We start from the raw sequence: 20,222 nt of genomic DNA, 5'->3' as shown, positions 1-20,222 counted from the left end.
CGGTCAGCGACCGATCCGGTCGATCAGGTCGAACAGCGACAGCCGCGCGGCGGCGTCGCGGGCGATCAGGAAACCTGCGATGCCGAGGATCCAGCCCAACGCGCTGCCCGCCTTCGTGACGATCCAGGTGTTCAGGCGGGCCAGCACCGGCTCGACCAGTCGCGGGCGGGCCACCCTGGCACCCAGCAACAGCACCGCCGGCAGCACCATGACCAGGCAGTACCCGGCGAGCAGCGCCACCACGCTCACCGCTCCCACCCCCGAGGTGGCCAACAGACCCACCGCACCGAGGTACGGCAGCATGGTCGCCACCTCGGCAAGCGCCGCGAGCAGCGCGAGCCCGACCAACCAGCGGGCCGAGGAGTCTCCGGCAGTGGCGCGGTCCCGCCAGCGCAACACACCACCGGTACGGGGACGCCGCTTGCCGTCGTAACGGAAGCTGAGCGCCAGCATTCCCACGCCCAGGACGAGTTGCGCCCAGAGGACGCCCCGGTTGTCCAGGGCACCGCCCAGCGCGTCGCCCAGCGTGCTGCCGCCCCAGACCAGCAGCAGCCCCACCGCGAGGTAGAACGCCGCGATGGTGGCGAGGTAGCCCAGAATGCGCCGGACGTTGACCGGCCCGGGGGTGAGCAGCAGCCAGACCGGGATGAAGAGGGTGCCGATGCTGGTGCTGTCGATCAACGCCAGCCCGGCCAGCGACAGCAGCAACTCGGGGGTCATGTCGTACCAACGCGGAGAACAGCCACGAGATCATTCTCTGGCGGCGGGGACCCTGCCGCGTCGGCCGTGGACAGGAGCAACGCGTACATCCTTCGACGGAGGCGTCGCCGGAGGACCCGTCACGCCAGGTCGAGGATGCTCCAGTTGGTGGGGAGCACCTTCGCCGCCACCTTGGGTTGCACGGTCGCGTAGTGCGCCTCGTGGGTGAGTGCCGCGCGGGCGGCCTGGCCGAGCGAGATGTCTCCGTCCACGGCGCGGGCCAGCTTGCCGGTGTCTCGCACGTCCTCGGCGTCGAGCGGCAGCAGGCGGATCATCGGGGCAGTCATCATCAGGGCTAGTAGCGCGGCATCGATCTCGTCGGCCACGCTCGCGAAGGCGACCGCCAGGCAGGTCGCCGGGATGGCCACCTGTCGACCCTCGTCGGCAACCTCCAGCATCAACTCCCCCACCGAGACGTTGCCCTCGATGTAGGCCGTCAACGCCGACGCGTCGAACACGACCGCGATCTGATCACTCACCCGACGCCTCCCAACATCCGGCGCCCCTCGGCCAGGGCGTCCGCCGGGATGGGTGTCGCCAGCCGCTCCCGCCACCGCGCCCTGCCGGCCTCGGTCACCTCGATGCCGGCTCGCCGCAGCACGTCGTCGAGGTGCGTGCCGTCCATCTGGGCCCGCACCGCCGCAGTGATGGCGGCCGAGACGTTGGGCTGCTGGTCGAGCCACTCCGCGACGTCGTCGGGGAGGCTCACGGAGCGCTTCACGGTCATGTCCTCCAGCGTATCAATTCTGGTGGCACCAACGGTATTACCGCGCGGGCGGCGGGACCGGTCAGCGGCGGCCACGTCGGCTCCTTTTGCGGGGGCGGATGACCCCGGGCATCCCGACCGACGGCCAGCCGTCCAGTTCGGCCGGGGGGACGCCGCGCCGGAGCAGGTCGTCCAGCAGCAGGGCGAGTGAGTAGTCGGGGTGCAGGTCGAGCGTGCGTTCGAGCGCGACCGCCGCCAACGCGCCCTGCCCGGCGCGCCAGGCGGCGAACGCCAGCAGCGCACCCGGCGCGGCGGCCACCTCCGGCTCGGCGCGGCGCAGCACGTCAGTCCAGAGGGCGATGTCCCGGTCCCGGCCGTCGGTGCGTTCCCAGGCGTGATCACGGACCGGCAGGTGGGTCATCAACACGCTCAGCCAGGCCACCTCGTCGTCGTCGAGCCGCTCACCACGTCGCTGCCGGCGCTGGGCCTCGCGGACCGCCGCCACCCCGGCGGCGCGCAGCGCTCGAGCCCCGAGCAGGTCACTCTCGGGCGCCTGCTCGATCAACTCGGCCAGTCTCACCTGGGCGCGGGCGGTGGCCGCGCGGGCCGCGTCCCGAGCGGGGCCGTCCACCGGTGCCACCTGCGCCACCAGGGCGGCCCGGTCGGGGAGTGCGACCTGGCCGGCGAAGACCGCCGAGGCGGTCACCCGGTTGGCGGTCGGGTCGTAGCGGCGACCCTCGGGCGGGCAGCAGTCGGGCTCGGTGCAGAGATAGGACCACCAGCGGCCGTCGGTCACCCGCAGCGCGTCGAGCACGTGCAGCCCGAAGTCGTTCAGCGCGTCGCGCACCGCGTCCACGGCCGGAGTGACCAGCTCCGGTTGCCCGTAACCCACCACGGTGGCGGCCTCCGCGCCCTGCCGGCGGATCACACCCGCGAGGTGCCCGGCCAGCCCGCCCGGTTCGGAGGGGTCGGGCAGGTCCGCACGGGCCGCGAAGATGATCTGTCGGCCGACCAGCGCCACGGCGACCACGCTGTCGGTGGGATGGAACCCGAGCAGGTACGGCACGGCGGCGATCAGGTCGGCGGGTGAGCGGACGGCGAGTTGAGGGCGTTCGGTCGAGGTCATGTCGGAAGCCTGCGGCGGGGGTACCGAGGCCTGCCAGCCCCTGTGGACGACACGCGGCTTATCCACAGTTACTGAACGTGTTTTCCCTGCTCATCCCCCACCTACGAGTACGGAAAGAGCGCCGATGTGGTCGGGCGACACCTGGCCGTCGTAAGGAGCGGTTACCGTGCGCTGATGGACCTGGCGTACCTGCGCGCGCATCCGGCACACCTCCCGACCTTCCGGACCCATCAGCGGCTCCGGGAGACGCCGGTGGCCGGTGGCGACATCTGCGCCGCCGCCCGGCTCACCCTCGACGACGGCCACTCCGTCTTCGCCAAGTCCTGGCCGGAGGGCGCCGACCGACCGGCACCGGAGGGCTTCTTCGCCGCCGAGGCCGCCGGCCTGCGCTGGCTGCGGGAGGCGGGCGCGGTCTCCGTACCCGAAGTGTTCGTGGTGTTGCCGGAGCTGCTGGCGCTCGACTGGGTCGAGCCCGGCGAACCGACGCCGGAGGCCGCGGAGCGCTTCGGCCGGGAGTTGGCTGGCCTGCACCGGGCGGGCGCAACCGCCTTCGGTGCGACCTGGCCCGGTTTCATCGGGTCTCTTCCACAGGACAACACCCCCACCGGCGGGCGCTGGTCGACGTGGTTCGCCGAGCGGCGCCTCGCCCCCTACCTGCGGCGCTCGGTCGACGGTGGTGCGCTGACCAGCGCCGATGCCGCTCTGGTCGAGCAGGTGATCGATCGCCTCGACGGGCTCGGCGGCGACGAGCCGCCCGCGCGCATCCACGGCGACCTGTGGCCGGGCAACGTGCTGTGGGGGGCCGACGACCGGGTCTGGCTCGTCGACCCGGCAGCGCACGGCGGGCACCGGGAAACAGATCTGGCCCAGCTCGCCCTCTTCGGCGGCATTCCCCACCTGGATCGGGTGCTGGCCGCCTACCAGGAGAGCTGGCCTCTACCGGACGGCTGGCGGGACCGGGTGCCTCTGCATCAGCTGCAGTTGTTGCTCGTGCACACCGCACTCTTCGGCGTCGGTTACCGAGATGTGGTCGTCCAGACCGCCCGCGCCGTCCTGAGTCGGGCCGAGCGCGCTACGGTCGACAGGTGAGCGTCGCCCCGGGGACCAACGGCGTCCTCGTCGACCGGTACGGCCGCGTCGCTCGGGACCTGCGCGTGTCCCTCACCGACAAGTGCAACCTGCGCTGCACCTACTGCATGCCGGCGGAAGGGCTGCCCTGGCTGGCCGGCCCCGAGCTGTTGACCGACGAGGAGATCGTCCGGCTGGTCCGGGTGGCTGTCGAACTGCTCGGCGTGACCGAGGTGCGGTTCACCGGCGGTGAGCCGCTGATCCGACCCGGGTTGGTCGACATCGTGACCGCGGTCGCCGCCCTCGAACCTCGCCCCCGGGTGTCGCTGACCACCAACGGCATCGGCCTGGACCGGCTGGCTCCGGCGTTGCGGGCGGCCGGCCTGGATCGGGTGAACGTCTCACTGGACACCCTGGACCCGGACCGGTTCACCAAACTCACCCGCCGTCCCCGTCTCGACGCGGTGCTGGCCGGGCTCGCCGGTGCGGCGGCCGCCGGGCTCAGCCCCGTGAAGATCAATTCAGTGCTGATGCGTGGTGTCAACGAGGACGAGGCGCCGGCGCTGCTCCGATTCGCCCTCGATCACGACTACCAGCTGCGGATCATCGAGCAGATGCCGCTGGACGCCCAGCACGGTTGGTCCCGCGACACCATGGTCACCGCCGAGGAGATCCTGGCGTCCCTGCGTACCACCTTCGACCTGAGCCCCGACCCGGCCGAGCGCGGCGCGGCACCGGCGGAGACCTGGCTGGTCGACGGCGGCCCCGCCCGGGTCGGTGTGATCGCCAGCGTCACCCGTCCCTTCTGCGGGGACTGCGACCGCACCCGGCTGACCGCCGACGGCCAGGTCCGCGCCTGCCTCTTCGCCACCGAGGAGTCGGACCTGCGCGCCGCGCTGCGCACCGGTGCGGACGACGACGAGTTGGCCCGACGCTGGCGTACCGCGATGTGGGGCAAGCGCGCCGGGCACGGCATCGACGACCCGGCCTTCCTCCAGCCGACCCGTCCGATGTCCGCGATCGGAGGTTGAGCATGCAGGGGCCACCGCTGACCGTCCGCTACTTCGCGGGCGCCCGCGCCGCCGTCGGCCGCGCCGAGGAAGCCATCCCCGCCGGGCGGTCACTCGACGACCTCACGGCCGAGCTGACCCAGCGCCACGGCGACCGACTGGCCGCGGTGCTGCGGGTGGCGAGTTTCCTCGTGAACGGCGTCACCTGTCATGATCGTCAGGCACCCCTACCGGCCGGGGCCACGATCGATGTCCTGCCCCCGTTCGCGGGCGGCTGAGGGAGGCGCACACATGATGGCGGTTCTGGGGTTCGTGGCTGTCCTGGCGCTGGTCACCGGTCTCATCCACCTCTATCTGTGGAAGCGGCTCGTTCGGGACACCACCACGCCGGGCCGCTGGCGACGGATCGGCGGGATCGCCGCCCTGGTGCTGGCCCTGCTCGTGCCGGTCACCCTCGCCGGGACGCAGGCCGGGCTCTACTGGCTCGCCTGGCCGGGCTACCTGTGGCTCGCGCTGATGTTCTACCTGCTGGTCGTACTGGTGGTGCTGGAAGTGCCGATGCTGGTCACCCGGCTGGTGCTGCGCCGCCGGGTGGTTGCCGCGGAACCGACCACCGCCGCGCCCGAGCCGGTGCTTGTCGGTGCCGCCGGGCCGACCGAGCCGCCGGCCGCCGGCGCCGTCGCGGCACCGGACCACGACCCGTCCCGCCGGTTGCTGCTGGCCCGTGGGGCGGCCATCTTCGCCGGTCTCACCGCCACCGGCATCACCGGGTACGGCATCCGCACGGCGCTCGGCCCGCCCCAGCTCGACCGGGTACGGATCCCGCTCGCCAAGCTCCCCCGCAGCATGGACGGCCTGCGCATCGCCACCGTCTCCGACATCCACCTCGGCCCACTGCGCGGCCGGGCACACACCGAGCGGATCGTCGCCGCGATCAACCGGCTCGACGCGGACATCGTCGCGGTCGTCGGTGACCTGGTCGACGGTTCGGTGGCCGAACTCGGCTCGGCCGCCGCGCCGCTGCGCGACCTGCGCTCCCGCTACGGCAGCTTCTTCGTCACCGGAAACCACGAGTACTACTCCGGCGTGGAGGAGTGGGTCCAGGAGGTCGACCGGCTCGGTCTGCGGGTGCTGCAGAACCGGCGGCAGGAGATCCAGGCTCGCGGCGGTGTGCTCGACCTGGCCGGCGTGAACGACCTCACCGGGGCGGGCACCGGCCTCGCCGCCGGACCGGACTTCGCCGCCGCCCTCGGTGACCGCGACCCGAGCCGACCCGTCGTCCTGCTCGCGCACCAGCCGCTGGCGGCCAAGGAGGCGGCCCGGTACGGCGTCGACCTGCAACTGTCCGGGCACACCCACGGCGGGCAGATGGTGCCGTTCAACCTGGCCGTCGGGCTGGAGCAGCCGGTGGTCAGCGGGCTCGGCGAGGTCGACGGCACCAAGGTCTACGTGACCAACGGCGCCGGTTTCTGGGGGCCGCCGGTCCGGGTCGGCGCGGAGCCGCAGATCAGTCTGGTCGAGCTGCGCTCGGCATAGCGGAGGTCACGTCCGCGCGTGGCGGCGGGTGGCCGGCGCGGCGGGCGTGACAGGATGCGGCGTGCCCCCGTTCAGCGCCGTACCCCCCGGTGGCCTACCGCCATTCGTCGCGGACCTGCACATCCACTCGAAGTACTCGCGCGCGTGCAGCCGTGACCTCACCCTGCCGAACCTCGCGTGGTGGGCCCGGCGTAAGGGCATCGGCCTGCTCGGCACCGGCGACTTCACCCATCCGGCCTGGTACGACCACCTGCGGGAGACGCTGCGCCCGGCCGAGCCGGGGCTCTACCGGCTCGACCCGGAGGCGGAACGGGACATCGCCCGGCGGCTGCCACCCCGGCTCGCGCAGACGGCGGAGGCGGACCCGGTCCGTTTCATGCTGAGCGTGGAGATCTCCACCATCTACAAGCGGGACGACCGGACCCGCAAGGTGCACCACCTGATCTACCTGCCGGATCTGGACGCGGTGGCCCGGTTCAACACCGCGCTCGGCCGGATCGGCAACCTCGGCTCCGACGGCCGGCCGATCCTCGGACTGGATTCCCGCGACCTGCTGGAGATCACCCTGGAGGCCAGCCCGGACGGCTACCTGGTCCCGGCCCACATCTGGACGCCGTGGTTCTCCGCGCTGGGCTCGAAGTCCGGCTTCGACGCGATCGCGGACTGCTACGCCGACCTGGCCGAGCACATCTTCGCCGTGGAGACCGGGCTCTCCTCCGACCCCGCGATGAACTGGCGGGTCGGCAGCCTGGACGGCTACCAGTTGGTGTCCAATTCGGACGCGCACTCGCCGCCGGCGCTCGGCCGGGAGGCGACAGTGCTGACCGCCGAACGGGACTACTTCGCCGTTCGGGAGGCGCTGCGTACCGGCGACGGCCTGGCCGGCACGATCGAGTTCTTCCCGGAGGAGGGCAAGTACCACGCGGACGGGCACCGACTGTGTGGGGTCAACTGGTCTCCGGAGCGCACCCGGGCCGCCGACGGGCGCTGCCCCGAGTGCGGCAAACCCCTCACCGTGGGTGTCCTCAGCCGGATCGAGGAGTTGGCGGACCGCCCGGACGGGCACCGGCCGGCACACGCCCGGGACGTCACCCACCTGGTGCCGCTGGCCGAGATCCTCGGCGAGATCAACAAGGTGGGTGCCCGGTCGAAGAAGGTCGAGGGGCGGTTCAACGAGTTGCTGGCCGCACTCGGCCCCGAGCTGGAGATCCTGACCACGACGCCGCTGACCGAGATCGCCCAGGCCGGTGGTGAGTTGCTCGCGGAGGGCATCGGGCGGCTGCGGCGCGGCGACGTGCGCCGGGTGCCCGGTTACGACGGCGAGTACGGCGTGATCACGCTCTTCGACCCGGCCGAGCTGGGCGCGCAGGAGACGCTGTTCGACGTACCGGTGCCGGCGCAGCGGCGGCCCACGGAGCCGGCTCCCCGGGTCGCGGCCAAGCGCCCGGCGGCGGCGAAGGCGGAGCCGAAGCGTAAGCCGACTCCGACGCCCGCGCCGCCGATCGCGTCGCCGCCGTCGCCGCACGAGCCGTTCGAGCCGATGCTCTCCGGTATGGAGGAGGTCGGCACCGGCCTGCTGGACCGACTGGACGCCATGCAGCGGGTGGCCGCCTCCGCACCCGGCGGTCCGTTGCTCATCGTGGCCGGTCCGGGCACCGGGAAGACCCGGACGCTCACCCACCGGATCGCGTACCTCTGCGCGGAGCTGAACGTCTTTCCCGAGCACTGCCTCGCGATCACGTTCACCCGCCGGGCGGCCGAGGAGTTGCGGCACCGCCTCGACGGCCTGCTCGGCCCGGTCGCCGAGGACGTCACGGTGGGTACGTTCCACGCGCTGGGGTTGACCATCCTGCGGGAGAACGCCGACGCGGCGGGCCTCCCGGCCGACTTCCGGATCGCCGACGACGCCGAGCGGGCCGCGGCCCGCACCGAGGCCGGGGACGACAGCGCGGCCTACGTGTCGCTGCTGCGCAAGCAGGACCTGGTCGACCTGGACGAGCTGGTGACCCTGCCGGTGGAGCTGTTGCGAGCCGATCGGAAGTTGGTCGAGCGGTACCGGGACCGCTGGCGGTGGATCTTCGTCGACGAGTACCAGGACGTCGACGAGGTGCAGTACGAACTGCTGCGGCTGCTCAGCCCCGCCGACGGCAACCTCTGCGCGATCGGCGACCCGGACCAGGCGATCTACTCGTTCCGGGGTGCCGACGTCGGCTACTTCCTGCGCTTCTCCGAGGACTTCACCGACGCCCGACTGGTTCGGCTCAACCGCAACTACCGATCGTCGGCCCCGATCCTGGCCGCCGCCGTGCAGGCGATCGCACCGTCCTCGCTGGTCCGGGGTCGACGACTGGACCCGGCGCGGCTCGACCCGGAGGCCCCGCTGGTCGGGCGCTACCCGGCGGCGTCCGTGGCCGAGGAGGCCGACTTCGTGGTGCGTACCGTCGACGACCTGGTCGGCGGGTTGTCGCACCGTTCGCTGGACTCGGGTCGCATCGACGGCCGGTCCACCTCGCTGTCGTTCTCCGACATCGCCGTGCTGTACCGCACCGACGCGCAGGCCGCCCCGATCGTGGACGCCCTGACCCGGGCCAACATCCCCGTGCAGAAGCGTTCCCACGACCGGCTGCGGGATCGGCCCGGGGTGGCGGCCATCGCCCGCGAGCTACGGCACGCCGACGGTCTGGCCGGCTCGCTGGCCGCCCGGGTGCGGTTGGCGGGTCAGGTGGTCGCCGAGCGGTTCGCCGTGCCGACCCTGGACGGCGCGGCCAGCGCGGTCCGTCCCGAGGACGTCCGCTCGGCCGTGGACCTGTTGACCCCGTTGGCCCGACGCTGCGGTGACGACCTGGAGACCTTCCTGTCGCAGTTGGCCACCGGCGCGGAGGTGGACGCGCTCGACCCGCGTGCCGAGGCGGTCACGCTGCTCACCCTGCACGCCGCGAAGGGCCTGGAGTTCCCGGTGGTCTTCCTGGTCGGCGTCGAGGACGGGCTGCTGCCGCTGCGCTGGCCGGGCTCGACGTCCGACGAGGACGCCGTCGCCGAGGAGCGCCGACTCTTCTTCGTCGGCCTGACCCGGGCCCAGGACCGGCTGTACGTCAGTCACGCCGCCCGCCGCACCCGCCACGGCGCCGAGCGCGACTGCGCCCCCTCGCCGTTCCTCGGCACCATCGACCCCGGCCTCTTCGAACGCTTCGGCGAAGCCGAACCCCGCCGCCCCAAGGACCGCCAACTCCGACTGATCTAACCCCCGGGCCCGCGCCCCCGGCCCCGGCCCCTGGCCCCGCCGATCTTGCACTTTCGGTCGCCGTTGTGCGCGGGATGCACCTTAGGTCGCCGCAGAAACTGCAAGATCGACGAAGCCGGGGGCGGGGGGCGGGTCAGCCGAGGAGGGCGGCGAGCCAGGCGCCGGCCAGCAGGGCCGGGCCGAGGGGTAGCAGGGTGTTTCGGTGCACCTTTCGGGCGGCGAGCAGGCTGAGCACCAGGCCGCCGTGCAGCACGTGCGGCAGGAGCAGCCCGGCCAGCAGGGCGTCCCGCCCCAACCAGCCGAGCGGCAGGCCGAGGACGGCGGCGAGTTTCACGTCCCCGAAACCCAGCCGGGAGCCAGGCAGCAGGGCCAACAGCACGTGCGCCGCGCCCGCGACCGCCGCACCTCCCAGCGCGCCGAGCAGCCGGCCGGGACCGCCGGACAGCAGCGCCACGGCGGTCAGACCCCCGAGGGCCAGCAGCCCGGCAACGAGGACCAGCGGGTCGGGCAGCCGCAGGCAGGCCAGGTCGACCCGCGCCAGCGCCAGACCGACCGCCGCCACCGCGAGGAAGACCGGCAGCGCCGGGTCGTCACCCACGGCGACGCCAAGGCCGACGAAGACGCTGGCCGCCACCATCGGGTCGACCCAGGGCCGTCGGACCGGCTGCGGCAGTGGAAACGCCCATGGCCGGGCGTCCGCCGTGGCGAAGCCGCGGGACACCAGGGGTACGACGAGGCCGACCAGCGCGCCGAGCAGCGCGATCGACACCAGCGCGGCGGCCGACATGGGCCGGACGTTACTGGCGGTCGCGCGCCACCGTGGGCCCCGATCGTGATCCCGTGCCCGCCCGACGCGGCCGTTCGGTCGTCACCACCAGGGCGACCCCGGCGACGATGACGGCACCCCCGAGCAGCACCTGCGGGGTGATCGGCTCGGCCACCAGCAGCGCGCCGAGCGCGACCGCGACCGCCGGGTTCACGTAGGCGTACGTCGACACCAGCGAGATCGGCGCGTTGTGCAGCAGCCAGACGTACGCGGTGAAGGCCACCAACGAACCGGCCACCATGAGGTAACCCAGCGCCAACCAGGACCGGGTGCTGACCGCCGCCGGGTGGAAGTCGGCCAGTTCGCCCCGACCGGCGGCGACGACCGCCAGCACGAGCGCGCCGGCCACCATCTCGTACACGGTGGCCACGAAGGGGTCGGCGGGCATCCGGATCCGTCCGGACAGGAACGACCCGACCGACCAGGAGGTGGCCGCCGCCACCACGGTCAACGCCCCGAGCAGCGGCACCGCAGCCGAACTACCGCCGGGCAGCACCAGCAGGATGAGGCCGACGAAGCCCAGGGTGACCCCGGCGAACGTCCAGATCGGCGGCCGGTCCCCGGTGGCCGAGCGCAACAGCACCACCAGCAGCGGCACCGTGGCCACCAGCAGCGCGGCGATCCCGGACGGCACCGCCACTCCCGGCGGCCCTGATTCGGCGAGCACCACCAGACCGTTGCCACCGGCGAGCAGGAGCACCCCGACCAACGCGGCCGAGCCGAGTTGCCGTCGGTCGACCCGCAGCGCGCCGGGGCCTCGACGCAGTCGCAGCACCACCGCCAGGACCAGGCCGGCCACGGCGAACCGGAGGGCGGCCGACAGCAGCGGAGGCAGCGTCTCCACGGCGATCCGGATGGCCAGATAGGTCGACCCCCAGAGCAGGTAGACCACGATCAACGCGGTCCAGATCAGGGTCGGCGTGGTGCTGGCGCGACGGCCGGCCAGGGCTGTGGCGCTCGGTGAAGGTGAGCTCATCAGTGGACCACGCTACGGTGACCTCGGAGTCCGCGTCGCGCTTTGGTGGCCGGCCTCTCACCACTCGTGCAGGAGGGCGGCATGACGAACTACGGACAACCGGGGGGCGGCCACCCGGGGCCGTGGCGTGGGCAGAGACCCGACGAGACCCCGGGTCACCCGGTGCAGCAGCCCTACCCGCCCACGCCGGAGCCCTACCCGCCGGCGGTCCCGTCGTACCCGCCAGGACCGCAGGGACAACCCGGGCCGTACGGCGGCCCACCCACCGCGCCCTACGGTGCCGCGCCCGGCGCGCCCTACGGTGGCGGGACGGAGACGCCCTACGGCAACGAGCCCCGCACGCCCTACGGCGGTTCGTACCAGCCGACCCCGACGTACGGCGGGCAGCCGTACCGGCCCGATGACCCGTACGGCGAGGATCCGGCGCCGGGCCGGCGTGGTCGGGGGCCGCTGATCGCGGTGCTGGCCGTCGTACTGCTGGTGGTGGCCGTCGCCGGCGTGTTCTGGCTCCGGCGTGGGCAGAGCGACCCGGCGCCGGCAGCCGCGCCGAGCAACTCGGCCGCCGCCGGTGAGCCCAGCGCGGACGCGGTCGAGCCCGCACCCAGCGCCGCCGCGCCGGAGTCGTCGGCCGATCCCCGGTTCGCGAAGGTCGGCCAGTGCGTCCGCAACGACGGCACCGCCGGCGGCAAGCCCAAACTGCTGATCAGCGGTTGTACCGCGAAGTCGTACGAGGTGCTGAGCCGGATCGACGGCCCGACCAGCGGCGAGCGGGACGCCGAGGCCAAGTGCGGCAAGGTCGAGGGCTACACCAACTGGTATTTCTTCGACAGTGAGCTGGACACTCTCGACTTCGTCCTCTGCCTCAAGCAACGCTGAGAACACCCACCCCCGGGGATGACATGACGACCTACGGACCTACGGGTTCCGATCAGCCGGACGATCCGTACCAACGCCCGCCCTCCAGGCCGGACAGCTCACCACCGGTCGACCCGACCCTGCCCCAGTTGAGCACCCCGTCAGCCGCGGAGGACCCGACGCGGCAGCAGTGGGGGCCTCCGCCGACCGGCGCGGAGCCACCGACGGCGCCCATGTGGGCGCCACCAACCAACCCGGAGCCACCGACCACGCCGATGTGGGCGCCGCCGCCCACCTCGGGCCCGGGATACTCACCCCCCGGCCCGTACCCACCGGCCGGCCCGACTCCGCCCACGTCGGGGCCGGGTTACCCACCAGCCGGGCCGACGCCGCCGGCCGGCCCGTACCCACCGCCCGGGCCGTTCCCACCGGCCGGCCCGACGCCCGGGCAGATGCCGGGTCAACCACCCGCGCCGTGGGGTCAGCAGCCGCCCGGCGGCTACGGAATGCCGCCCGCCGCGCCAGTGAAGAAGACCGGTCGCAACGTCGCTCTCATCATCACTGTGGTGGTGCTGCTCGTGCTCTGTCCGTGCCTCGGCCTGGCCGGTTGGGCGGTCTGGAAGGTGGCCGACGCGGGCAGCGACGCCGCGCGCACCCCTTCGACGAGTGCCCCGGTCCTTCCGCCCGCGCTGCCCAGCGACGCGCCGACGTCGGCCGCGCCGACCCCGGACGAGGAGTTCGCGCGGGGTGACTGCGTGGTGAACGACGGCAGTGAGGACGACGCGGAGCTGCGCAAGGTGCCGTGCGGCCCGAACACCTATCAGGTGCTGCTGCGAATCCCGGCGACCACCGACGGCGACCGGTGCGAGACGCTCGCGCCGCAGGCGACCGCGAACTATGTGCACGACAACTCGGTCGACCTGTTCGACTACGTGCTCTGCCTGAAGAAGCGCTAGCCCGATCCGGAGCACCGACAATCCGATTGCCAAAACTAGGGGTGTCTAGCGTGGACGCTAGACACCCCTAGTTTGTGGTCGACGGCCCCGACACGCCGGTAGCCCCATCTATCCATGTCTAGCCTCGCAGCTAGATGGCCCGATAATCTGCGATGCGTGGATCCGGTCCGCAACCCGTACGCGCCGGGCGCCGGCCAGCGTCCGCCCGAACTCGCCGGGCGGGGGCGGGAGCTGGACGTCTTCGACATCGTGCTCGAGCGCATCGCCCGGGGCCGACCCGAGCGCAGCCTGATGCTCACCGGGCTGCGGGGCGTCGGCAAGACGGTTCTGCTCAACACCCTCCGGTCGCAGGCGATCAACCGGCTCTGGGGCAGCGGCAAGATCGAGGCTCGACCGGACCAGTCGTTGCGTCGACCGGTCGCTGCCGCGCTGCACATGGCGGTCCGGGAGCTCGCCCCCCGCCACCGCGCACCGGACCGGATCGACGCGTTCCTCGGCGTCCTCAAGGCGTTCGCCCAGCGGTCCACCCCGACCGGCCGGTCCGGTGCCGCCACGAAGCTGCGCGACCGGTGGCAGCCCGGCATCGACGTGCCGGCCGCCAGCGGTCGGGCCGACTCCGGCGACATCGAGATCGACCTGGTCGAGCTGTTCAGTGACGCCGCCGCCGTGGCCAGCGACGTCGGCACCGGCATCGCCATCTTCATCGACGAGATGCAGGATCTCGGCCCGGAGGACGTGTCCGCGCTCTGCGCCGCCTGCCACGAGCTGTCCCAGCTCGGCGCGCCACTGATCGTCGTCGGCGCCGGCCTTCCACACCTGCCGGCCGTGCTCAGCGCCGCCAAGTCGTACTCCGAACGGTTGTTCCGCTACCAACGCATCGACCGGCTCGACCGGATCGCCGCCGACCGGGCGCTCTGCGCGCCCGCCGAGCGCGAGGAGGTCGAGTACGAGCAGAAGGCCCTCGATCTGCTCTACGAGAAGTCCGGTGGCTATCCCTACTTCGTCCAGGCGTACGGAAAGGCGACCTGGGATCACGCGCCGCGCTCGCCGATCACCGCGGCCGACGTGCGGGTCGCCGCGCCCGAGGCGGAGGCCGAACTGGCGGTCGGCTTCTTCGGTTCCCGGTTCGAACGGGCCACTCCCGCCGAACGCGAATACATGCGGGCGATGGCCATGATGTCCGCGGTCGAGGGCGAGCCCGGCGCGGTGGTCCGCGACGACATGGACGCCGCGGTGCCCACGGCCGAGATCGCCCGTGCCCTCGGCCGCAAGCCGGCCAGCCTGTCCCCGGCCCGGGACGCGCTCATCAAGAAGGGGCTGATCTACTCCGGTGAGCGGGGCACGGTCGCCTTCACGGTCCCGCACTTCGGCCGGTACCTACGGACGCAGCCGGCCTGACCACCACCCACCGCGCCGAGCCGGTCAGACCTTCGACCAGGGCGCCGGAAAGAGCACCTCACCGCGAGGCGGGGGCCCCTCCTCGCTGGTGGACGGCGGCAGCACCAGCGCCTGCCAGGGCTCACCGAGGCCGGTCCACGGCCCGGTCAGGCCCAGCTCACTCGCCGGGCCGAACCCGAACCGGCGGTAGAAGGCCGGGGCACCGAGGACGACGACGAGCCGCTCGCCCAACTCGGTCGAGGCGTCCAGGGCGGCCTGCACGACCGCCGTGCCGTGCCCGACCCGCTGTCGGTGCGGCGCGACCCCCACCGGGCCAAGTGCCAGGACGGGCACGTCCGAGCCCCGCTCCGGCCGCAGCCGCACCCGCGTGAGCAGCGCGTAACCGACCACCTCACCGCCGTACTCCGCGACCATGGCCAACTCCGGCAACCAGGCGGTGGTGTCGCGTAGCTCGTCGACGAGGCTGACCTCCGGCGGAGTCGCCACGTCCGGGCGGGCGAACGCGGCGGCCAGCACGCGGCGGACCGGGCCGGCGTCGGCCGGGTCCTCGGGGCGTAGCCGCAGCGTGGTCACCCGCGCGACGTTACCCGCCAACGCCCGTCCATCCGTGACGGTCGCTCGATTCGGCGTGGCGTACGTGTACCAACACCAATCCGATCCTGCGGTTGCCGGGGTAGCAAACGTCGCGACGGGGTATGACTGACCTATGACGCCCGTACGCTCCCTCGCCCGCGCCATGCTGAGCGGCATCTTCGTGGTCAGCGGGTATCGCAACCTCCGCGACCCCGGCCGTCTCGCGGTGGCCGCCAAACCGGTGACCGACAAGGTCGCGCCGATGCTGAAGAAGGCACACCCGAGCTTCCCCACCGAGACCGAGACGTTGATCCGGCTCAACGCGGCGGTGCAGGTCAGCGCCGGTCTGATGCTGGCCACCGGACGACTCAGCCGACCCGCCGCGCTGGTCCTCGCCGGCACGCTGGTCCCGGTGACCATCGCCGGGCATCCCTTCTGGAACAACGACGACCCGATCGCCAAGAACAACAACCAGATTCACGTCCTGAAGAACCTCGGGCTCCTCGGCGGTCTGCTGCTCGCCGCGTCGGACACCGGCGGCAAGCCGGGTCTGCGGTGGCGGACGGGTCATCGCATCGGCCACTCTCGACGTTCCGTGCAACGCGCCGTCCGCACCGCCCGACGCGAGGCCCGCATCGCCGTCCGCTCCGCCTCCACCGCACGTCGACTCCCCGGCTGACCTGCGTCGATCCGTCTCTGCCTCACCCCCACCCCCCGCTAAGGCCACGAATTACCTGAACCACCCGGTAGGCGTTAACGCGGTGGAAATGTCAAAAACATGTGTGGGATCGGACACGGTCGCATAACGCGGGAGGCACTGACGTGAGGCGCCGTTCTAGGCTCCGTGCAGGACCTGGACGGGTAGGACGACCTTGGTACGGGGGTGGCCACGCCATGCCGACGGCTGTCGGTAGACGGGCGGACCGCCTCGCCCCAATCCAACGTGTGACACGCGGGATCGACCGCGTGACGCGCGGGATCGATCGCAGGAACGTCGTACGGGGCGCCATCGTGGCCGCCGTCGCCTATGCCGCATGGCTCGCCATCGGCACCTTCGGGCGGCCGTACAACTTCTTCGACATGAAGATCTACCACGGTGCCGTGGTGTGGTGGGCGAGCGGTCACGAGCTCTACGAGTTCATCGCGCCCGGAACCACTCTCGGGTTCACCTATCCACCCTTCGCCGGGTTGGTCATGCTGCCGATGGCCCAGCTGCCGATCGGCGCGGCCGGTCTGGTCAACGCCGCCGCCAGCATCGCCGCGTTGGCGCTGGTGCTGGCCGGGCTGCTCCGACCCATCGTGGACCGGCTGGGGTGGCCACTGTGGTTCACGGTGGCCGTGGCGGTGCCCCTCGCGGTCGCCATCGAGCCAGCCCGGGAGACGCTCGGCTACGGCCAGGTCAACATCCTGCTGTTCGCCCTGATCATGGCCGACCTGATCGGCCTTCGCTGGCGGTCCCGCCGGGGCACCCACTACGCCGCCACCGACGGCCCGCTGCTGCGCTTCATCTACGGCGGGGCCTGGGCCGGGGCCGGTATCGGCCTCGCCACCGCGGTCAAGCTCACCCCGGCGCTGTTCATCGCCTACCTGCTGATCACCCGTCAGTGGCGGGTGGCGGCCACCGCCATCGGCACCACGATCGGCGTGACGGTGGGCACCTTCGCGATCGTCGGTGACGAGTCGCGCACCTACTTCGGCAGCGTGCTGTGGCAGACCGAACGGGTCGGCGCGGCGGACATGACGCCCAACCAGTCCCTCGCCGGTCTGCTCGCCCGGCTGTACGACTCGATCGAGACCCCTGGGCTGCTGTGGCTCGCCTTCTCGGTGCTGGTCCTGGCGCTGGGCCTGTCCCGGGCGGCCAGTTCCCGCGCCGACGGTGACGAGCTGACCGCCTTCACGCTTGTCGGTCTCACCGCGAACGTGATCAGCCCGATCTCCTGGACGCACCACCTGGTCTGGGTGATCCCGGCGATCATCGTGCTGGCCGACGCCGCCGTGCGTCGCCGCGAGGCGAGCCGGGGGATGCCGCAGCGCACCGGCCAGGGGCCGGTCTTCGGTGGGCTACCCGGGGTCAACGGGCTCCGCCCGCCGATCTGGTACCCGACGCTGACCGGGCTCCGCCACGGCGTCGCGGCGATCGGGCTCTACCTGCTCTTCCTGATCTCGCCGATCTGGCCGTACGAGCACCAACTGCCGGAGATGTCGCACTATCAGGACGGCCTGTTCGGGGCACTGATGGAGAACTCGCTCGCGCTCGCGCTGATCGTGCTGGTCGCCGCGCTGCCGTGGCGCCCCGGTGCGGAGCCGGCGTTCTACGGCGACCGGCTCGCCCGGGCAGTGGTGGTCAACGGCCACCGCTGAGCGGTCAGGGGCAGTTGACCCATTCCTCGGTGCCGTCGGTGAAGACCTGTCGCTTCCAGATCGGCAGTCGCGCCTTGACCTCGTCGACCAGTCGGGCGCAGGCCGCGAAGGCCGCCGCCCGGTGCGCGGTGCTCACCGCGGCGACCAGCGCCACGTCACCGATCGCCAGGGGGCCAACCCGGTGCGAGACCGCCACCGCGTAGACGTCGGGCTCCGCGGCGATCTCGGCGGCCACCTCGCGCAGCACCTGTGCGGCGCTCGGGTGCCCCTCGTACTCCAGGCTCGTGACCTGGCGGCCGTGGTCGTGGTCGCGAACCACGCCCTGGAAGGACACCACAGCGCCGGCCCGGCGGTCGGCGACCGCCGCCTCGTGCGCGGCGAGGTCGAGCGGCTGGTCGGTGACCTCGCCGAAGGTGATCGTTGGTGCGGTCACGACGCGCGCTCCCCGGGAAACAACGGCAGTGGCACGATCGGCACCCGGTCGCCCGGCTCGCCGCTGGTGCCGGGTCGGATGACCGCGAACCCGTCCGCGCCGGCCAGGCCACGCAGCATCGCCGAGCCGACGTGGCGGACCGGGAACGCGACGCCGGCGGCCCGGTCCAGTCGAACCAGCGCCAGGTGGGTGTGGTCGCCGCGCCCGGGCACCGCCTCGGCCAACGTGACCTGCGGCAGCAGCGGCATCGACCGGCCCTGGAGGCCGGCGAGCAGCGGGGCGACCAACGACACCAGCGCGACGATGGCGGACTGCGGGTTGCCCGGCAGCCCGGCCACGAACCGGGCCCGCCCGTCGGGGCCGGTCAGCCGGGCCAGCAGCATCGGGAAGCCCGGGCGGACCGCCACCGTGTTGACCACGTAGTCGGCGCCGAGCGCCTCCAGGGTCGGGTGCAGGTGGTCGACCGGGCCGTTCATCGTGCCGCCGGTGGTGCAGACCAGATCGGCGTTGGCCAGCGCCGAGCGCAGGGCCGCCACGTGCGCGGGCAGCGTGTCAGCCACCGGGCCGACCACGTCGGACGGGCGGACCTGGCAGCCGTACCGCCGCAGCCACGCCGGCACCGCGGGGCCCAGCGCATCGCGGATGCGCCCGGCCGCGGGCGGGCCCGCCGTCAGCAGTTCGTCGCCGAAGACCAGCAGCGCGGCACGCGGCGCCCGCCGGACCCGCAGCGTGTCGTGCCCGCAGGCGGCCGCCAGGCCGATCACCGCCGGGTCGACCGGCGTGCCGGCCGGCAACAACTCCTCATCGGCGTACGCCTCCTCGCCGGGTTGCCGCCACTCGGGCGTCTTCCGGGGAGTGCCGCTGATCAGGCCGGTGGTGGATGCGGCGGACTCCTCGACGCGGAGCACGGCGCTGGCGCCCTCGGGCACCATCGCGCCGGTCGCGATCTCGACGGTGGTGTCGTCCTCGGTGAGCGGCGCGGGGGTGCTGCCGGCCAGGACCCGGCCGACGACGCGCCACGGCCCGCGGCCGCGCACAGCCCAGCCATCCACGCTGGATGTCGGGAACGCCGGCAGGTCGGTGCGGGTGGTCAGCGGCTCGGCCAGGGTCGACCCGTCGGTGTCGACAAGTGGTCGGGCGGCGGCGGGCAGCGCGGCGGCCAGACCGACCGCGTAGACCCGCGAACGCGCTTCCTCCCACCCGGCTGGCGGGGGTGCGGTGACCCGATCCGCGGTGGGTGCGGTTTCCGTGCTCACCGACCGAGCCTATCGGCCCGGACCGACACCCGCCCGCGCCTGGCGTGCACCGGCCACTGGTCCCCGCCGCGAAGCGGTCAGTGGTCCCCGCCGCGAAGCTGGTCGACGGTGTGCCCGAGGATCGGCCCGAGAACGGCCAGGCCGTCCCTGGCACCGCCGGTCGAGCCGGGCAGATTGACCACCAGCATCCGGCCGGCGACCCCGGACAGGCCCCGGGACAGCACCGACGTCGGCACCCGGTCACGACTGTGCGCGCGGATCGCCTCGGCGATGCCTGGGATCTCGTAATCCAGCAGGCCCCGGGTCACGTCCGGGGTCCGATCCGTCGGGGTCACTCCGGTGCCACCGCTGGTCAGCACCACGTCGACACCATCGGCGCGGGCGGCCCGCAAGGCGTCGCCGACCGGCTCACCGTCGGGCACCACCACCGGGTCGTCGACCTCGCAGCCCAGCTCGCGCAGGCCGGCGACGAGCAGCGGCCCACTGGTGTCGGCGTAGACGCCTGCCGCGGCCCGATTGGAAGCGACGATCACCCGAGCCCGGATCACGGCCGGTCCTCCGGACGGACCCACTCGCCGGTCTTTCCGCCCTCCTTGCGCAGCACCCGGACCGCCTCGACCGAGGCCGCCGGGTCGACCGCCTTGACCATGTCGACCAGGGCGAGACCTGCGACAGCAACCGCGGTCAACGCCTCCATCTCCACCCCCGTCCGATCCGCCGTGCGGGCGGTGGCCGTGATCTCCACCGTGTCGGCGGTGAGCCGCAGGTCGACGGTGACGCCGTGCAGGGCGATCGGGTGGCAGAGCGGGATCAGATCAGGGGTGCGCTTGGCACCCATGATCCCGGCCAGCCGCCCGACGGCCAACGCGTCACCCTTGGGCAGCCCATCGCGATGCAACAGGTCGATGACCTCGGGCGTGGTCCGCAAACGGCCGGCCGCGACGGCCAACCGACCCGTCACCGCCTTGGCGGAGACGTCGACCATGCGGGCCGCGCCGGCGCGATCGACGTGGCTGAGCTGCGCGGGTTCGGTCACGGTCGTGAGCCTATCGGTGCGGTACGACGGCGGTCGGAAGGAGCGGCGTCACGCGGACCGCACCGGGTGCTGACGGTGCATCGGTCCGACGCCGCTCCTCCCTTCA

Annotated in this window: 20 protein-coding genes and 1 pseudogene; 10 read left to right on the top strand and 11 right to left on the bottom strand. The window is 72.8% G+C overall.

From position 1 onward, the window contains the following. Positions 1 to 3: 3 nt before the first annotated feature. The 4 genes from ACIBD9_RS16105 to ACIBD9_RS16090 all read right to left on the bottom strand — a co-directional run bounded on the left by ACIBD9_RS16105 (position 4) and on the right by ACIBD9_RS16090 (position 2,591). On the bottom strand, positions 4 to 720 hold the full coding sequence (locus ACIBD9_RS16105; protein ID WP_396718264.1) for a GAP family protein: 717 nt from the start codon (positions 718 to 720) through the stop codon (positions 4 to 6). A gap of 119 nt (positions 721 to 839) precedes the next feature. Next, positions 840 to 1,238: a hypothetical protein gene (locus ACIBD9_RS16100; RefSeq protein ID WP_396718262.1), complete on the bottom strand. Its 399-nt coding sequence runs from the start codon at positions 1,236 to 1,238 to the stop codon at positions 840 to 842. Beyond that, the gene (locus ACIBD9_RS16095) at positions 1,235 to 1,486 is read right to left on the bottom strand and encodes a hypothetical protein (RefSeq protein WP_396718259.1); all 252 of its coding nucleotides are present in this window, start codon (positions 1,484 to 1,486) and stop codon (positions 1,235 to 1,237) included. Before ACIBD9_RS16095 ends, ACIBD9_RS16100 begins: the two co-directional genes overlap by 4 nt. A gap of 61 nt (positions 1,487 to 1,547) precedes the next feature. After that, complete coding sequence (locus ACIBD9_RS16090) at positions 1,548 to 2,591, bottom strand: DUF4192 domain-containing protein (RefSeq protein WP_396718257.1); 1,044 nt, start codon at positions 2,589 to 2,591, stop codon at positions 1,548 to 1,550. 174 nt (positions 2,592 to 2,765) lie between these two features. Here ACIBD9_RS16090 and ACIBD9_RS16085 point away from each other — a divergent pair, with 174 nt between their 5' ends. From ACIBD9_RS16085 to ACIBD9_RS16065, 5 genes are all read left to right on the top strand, one after another. Continuing rightward, entirely contained in the window at positions 2,766 to 3,680 is a 915-nt protein-coding gene (locus ACIBD9_RS16085; protein ID WP_396718254.1) for a fructosamine kinase family protein, read from the top strand. Then, a complete protein-coding gene (gene moaA / locus ACIBD9_RS16080; protein WP_396718251.1) occupies positions 3,677 to 4,690 on the top strand; it encodes a GTP 3',8-cyclase MoaA in 1,014 nt (337 codons plus the stop codon). Before ACIBD9_RS16085 ends, moaA begins: the two co-directional genes overlap by 4 nt. A 2-nt stretch (positions 4,691 to 4,692) precedes the next feature. Further along, positions 4,693 to 4,947 carry a MoaD/ThiS family protein gene (locus tag ACIBD9_RS16075; RefSeq protein WP_396718249.1) on the top strand — a complete coding sequence of 85 codons (255 nt, stop codon included), beginning with the start codon at positions 4,693 to 4,695 and terminating at the stop codon, positions 4,945 to 4,947. 13 nt (positions 4,948 to 4,960) lie between these two features. Beyond that, entirely contained in the window at positions 4,961 to 6,205 is a 1,245-nt protein-coding gene (locus ACIBD9_RS16070; protein ID WP_396718246.1) for a metallophosphoesterase, read from the top strand. 61 nt (positions 6,206 to 6,266) lie between these two features. Further along, positions 6,267 to 9,446, top strand: coding sequence for a UvrD-helicase domain-containing protein (locus ACIBD9_RS16065; protein WP_396718244.1), 3,180 nt, complete (start codon positions 6,267 to 6,269; stop codon positions 9,444 to 9,446). A 133-nt stretch (positions 9,447 to 9,579) separates the two neighbouring features. On the opposite strand, the gene ACIBD9_RS16060 is transcribed toward ACIBD9_RS16065, so the two are convergent. Next, complete coding sequence (locus ACIBD9_RS16060; RefSeq protein WP_396718243.1) at positions 9,580 to 10,233, bottom strand: prepilin peptidase; 654 nt, start codon at positions 10,231 to 10,233, stop codon at positions 9,580 to 9,582. A gap of 10 nt (positions 10,234 to 10,243) precedes the next feature. Beyond that, a complete protein-coding gene (locus ACIBD9_RS16055; protein ID WP_396718241.1) occupies positions 10,244 to 11,248 on the bottom strand; it encodes an EamA family transporter in 1,005 nt (334 codons plus the stop codon). Positions 11,249 to 11,641: 393 nt separating this feature from the next. On the opposite strand from ACIBD9_RS16055, the pseudogene ACIBD9_RS16050 reads away from it, so the two are divergent. The 3 genes and pseudogenes from ACIBD9_RS16050 to ACIBD9_RS16040 all read left to right on the top strand — a co-directional run. Continuing rightward, a pseudogene (locus tag ACIBD9_RS16050) lies at positions 11,642 to 12,124 on the top strand (hypothetical protein); the annotation flags it as partial. A 485-nt stretch (positions 12,125 to 12,609) separates the two neighbouring features. Continuing rightward, positions 12,610 to 13,059, top strand: a complete 450-nt coding sequence (locus ACIBD9_RS16045; protein ID WP_396718452.1) for a hypothetical protein — start codon at positions 12,610 to 12,612, stop codon at positions 13,057 to 13,059. 156 nt (positions 13,060 to 13,215) lie between these two features. Beyond that, positions 13,216 to 14,457, top strand: coding sequence for an ATP-binding protein (locus ACIBD9_RS16040; RefSeq protein ID WP_196920321.1), 1,242 nt, complete (start codon positions 13,216 to 13,218; stop codon positions 14,455 to 14,457). Positions 14,458 to 14,481: 24 nt separating this feature from the next. Here ACIBD9_RS16040 and ACIBD9_RS16035 read toward each other — a convergent pair whose 3' ends face one another. Further along, positions 14,482 to 15,030, bottom strand: coding sequence for a GNAT family N-acetyltransferase (locus ACIBD9_RS16035; protein WP_387175176.1), 549 nt, complete (start codon positions 15,028 to 15,030; stop codon positions 14,482 to 14,484). Positions 15,031 to 15,163: 133 nt separating this feature from the next. Here ACIBD9_RS16035 and ACIBD9_RS16030 point away from each other — a divergent pair, with 133 nt between their 5' ends. Beyond that, entirely contained in the window at positions 15,164 to 15,709 is a 546-nt protein-coding gene (locus ACIBD9_RS16030; RefSeq protein ID WP_396718237.1) for a DoxX family protein, read from the top strand. Between the two features lie 215 nt (positions 15,710 to 15,924). After that, positions 15,925 to 17,391 (top strand): glycosyltransferase 87 family protein, encoded by a 1,467-nt coding sequence (locus ACIBD9_RS16025; protein WP_396718234.1) that lies wholly within the window; start codon positions 15,925 to 15,927, stop codon positions 17,389 to 17,391. Positions 17,392 to 17,395: 4 nt separating this feature from the next. On the opposite strand, the gene ACIBD9_RS16020 is transcribed toward ACIBD9_RS16025, so the two are convergent. The 4 genes from ACIBD9_RS16020 to moaC all read right to left on the bottom strand — a co-directional run bounded on the left by ACIBD9_RS16020 (position 17,396) and on the right by moaC (position 20,116). Next, positions 17,396 to 17,824: a molybdenum cofactor biosynthesis protein MoaE gene (locus tag ACIBD9_RS16020; protein ID WP_396718231.1), complete on the bottom strand. Its 429-nt coding sequence runs from the start codon at positions 17,822 to 17,824 to the stop codon at positions 17,396 to 17,398. Then, positions 17,821 to 19,080 carry a molybdopterin molybdotransferase MoeA gene (locus ACIBD9_RS16015; protein ID WP_396718229.1) on the bottom strand — a complete coding sequence of 420 codons (1,260 nt, stop codon included), beginning with the start codon at positions 19,078 to 19,080 and terminating at the stop codon, positions 17,821 to 17,823. The genes ACIBD9_RS16020 and ACIBD9_RS16015 overlap by 4 nt, the downstream gene beginning before the upstream one ends. 77 nt (positions 19,081 to 19,157) lie before the next feature. After that, a complete protein-coding gene (locus ACIBD9_RS16010) occupies positions 19,158 to 19,628 on the bottom strand; it encodes a molybdenum cofactor biosynthesis protein B (protein ID WP_396718226.1) in 471 nt (156 codons plus the stop codon). After that, positions 19,625 to 20,116: a cyclic pyranopterin monophosphate synthase MoaC gene (gene moaC / locus ACIBD9_RS16005; protein ID WP_088987073.1), complete on the bottom strand. Its 492-nt coding sequence runs from the start codon at positions 20,114 to 20,116 to the stop codon at positions 19,625 to 19,627. The genes ACIBD9_RS16010 and moaC overlap by 4 nt, the downstream gene beginning before the upstream one ends. Between the last annotated feature and the right edge of the window lie 106 nt (positions 20,117 to 20,222).

The organism is Micromonospora sp. NPDC050784 (assembly GCF_044456765.1).
Classification (GTDB): Bacteria; Actinomycetota; Actinomycetes; order Mycobacteriales; family Micromonosporaceae; genus Micromonospora; species Micromonospora foliorum.
This window is presented reverse-complemented; position numbering and strand designations above follow the sequence as displayed.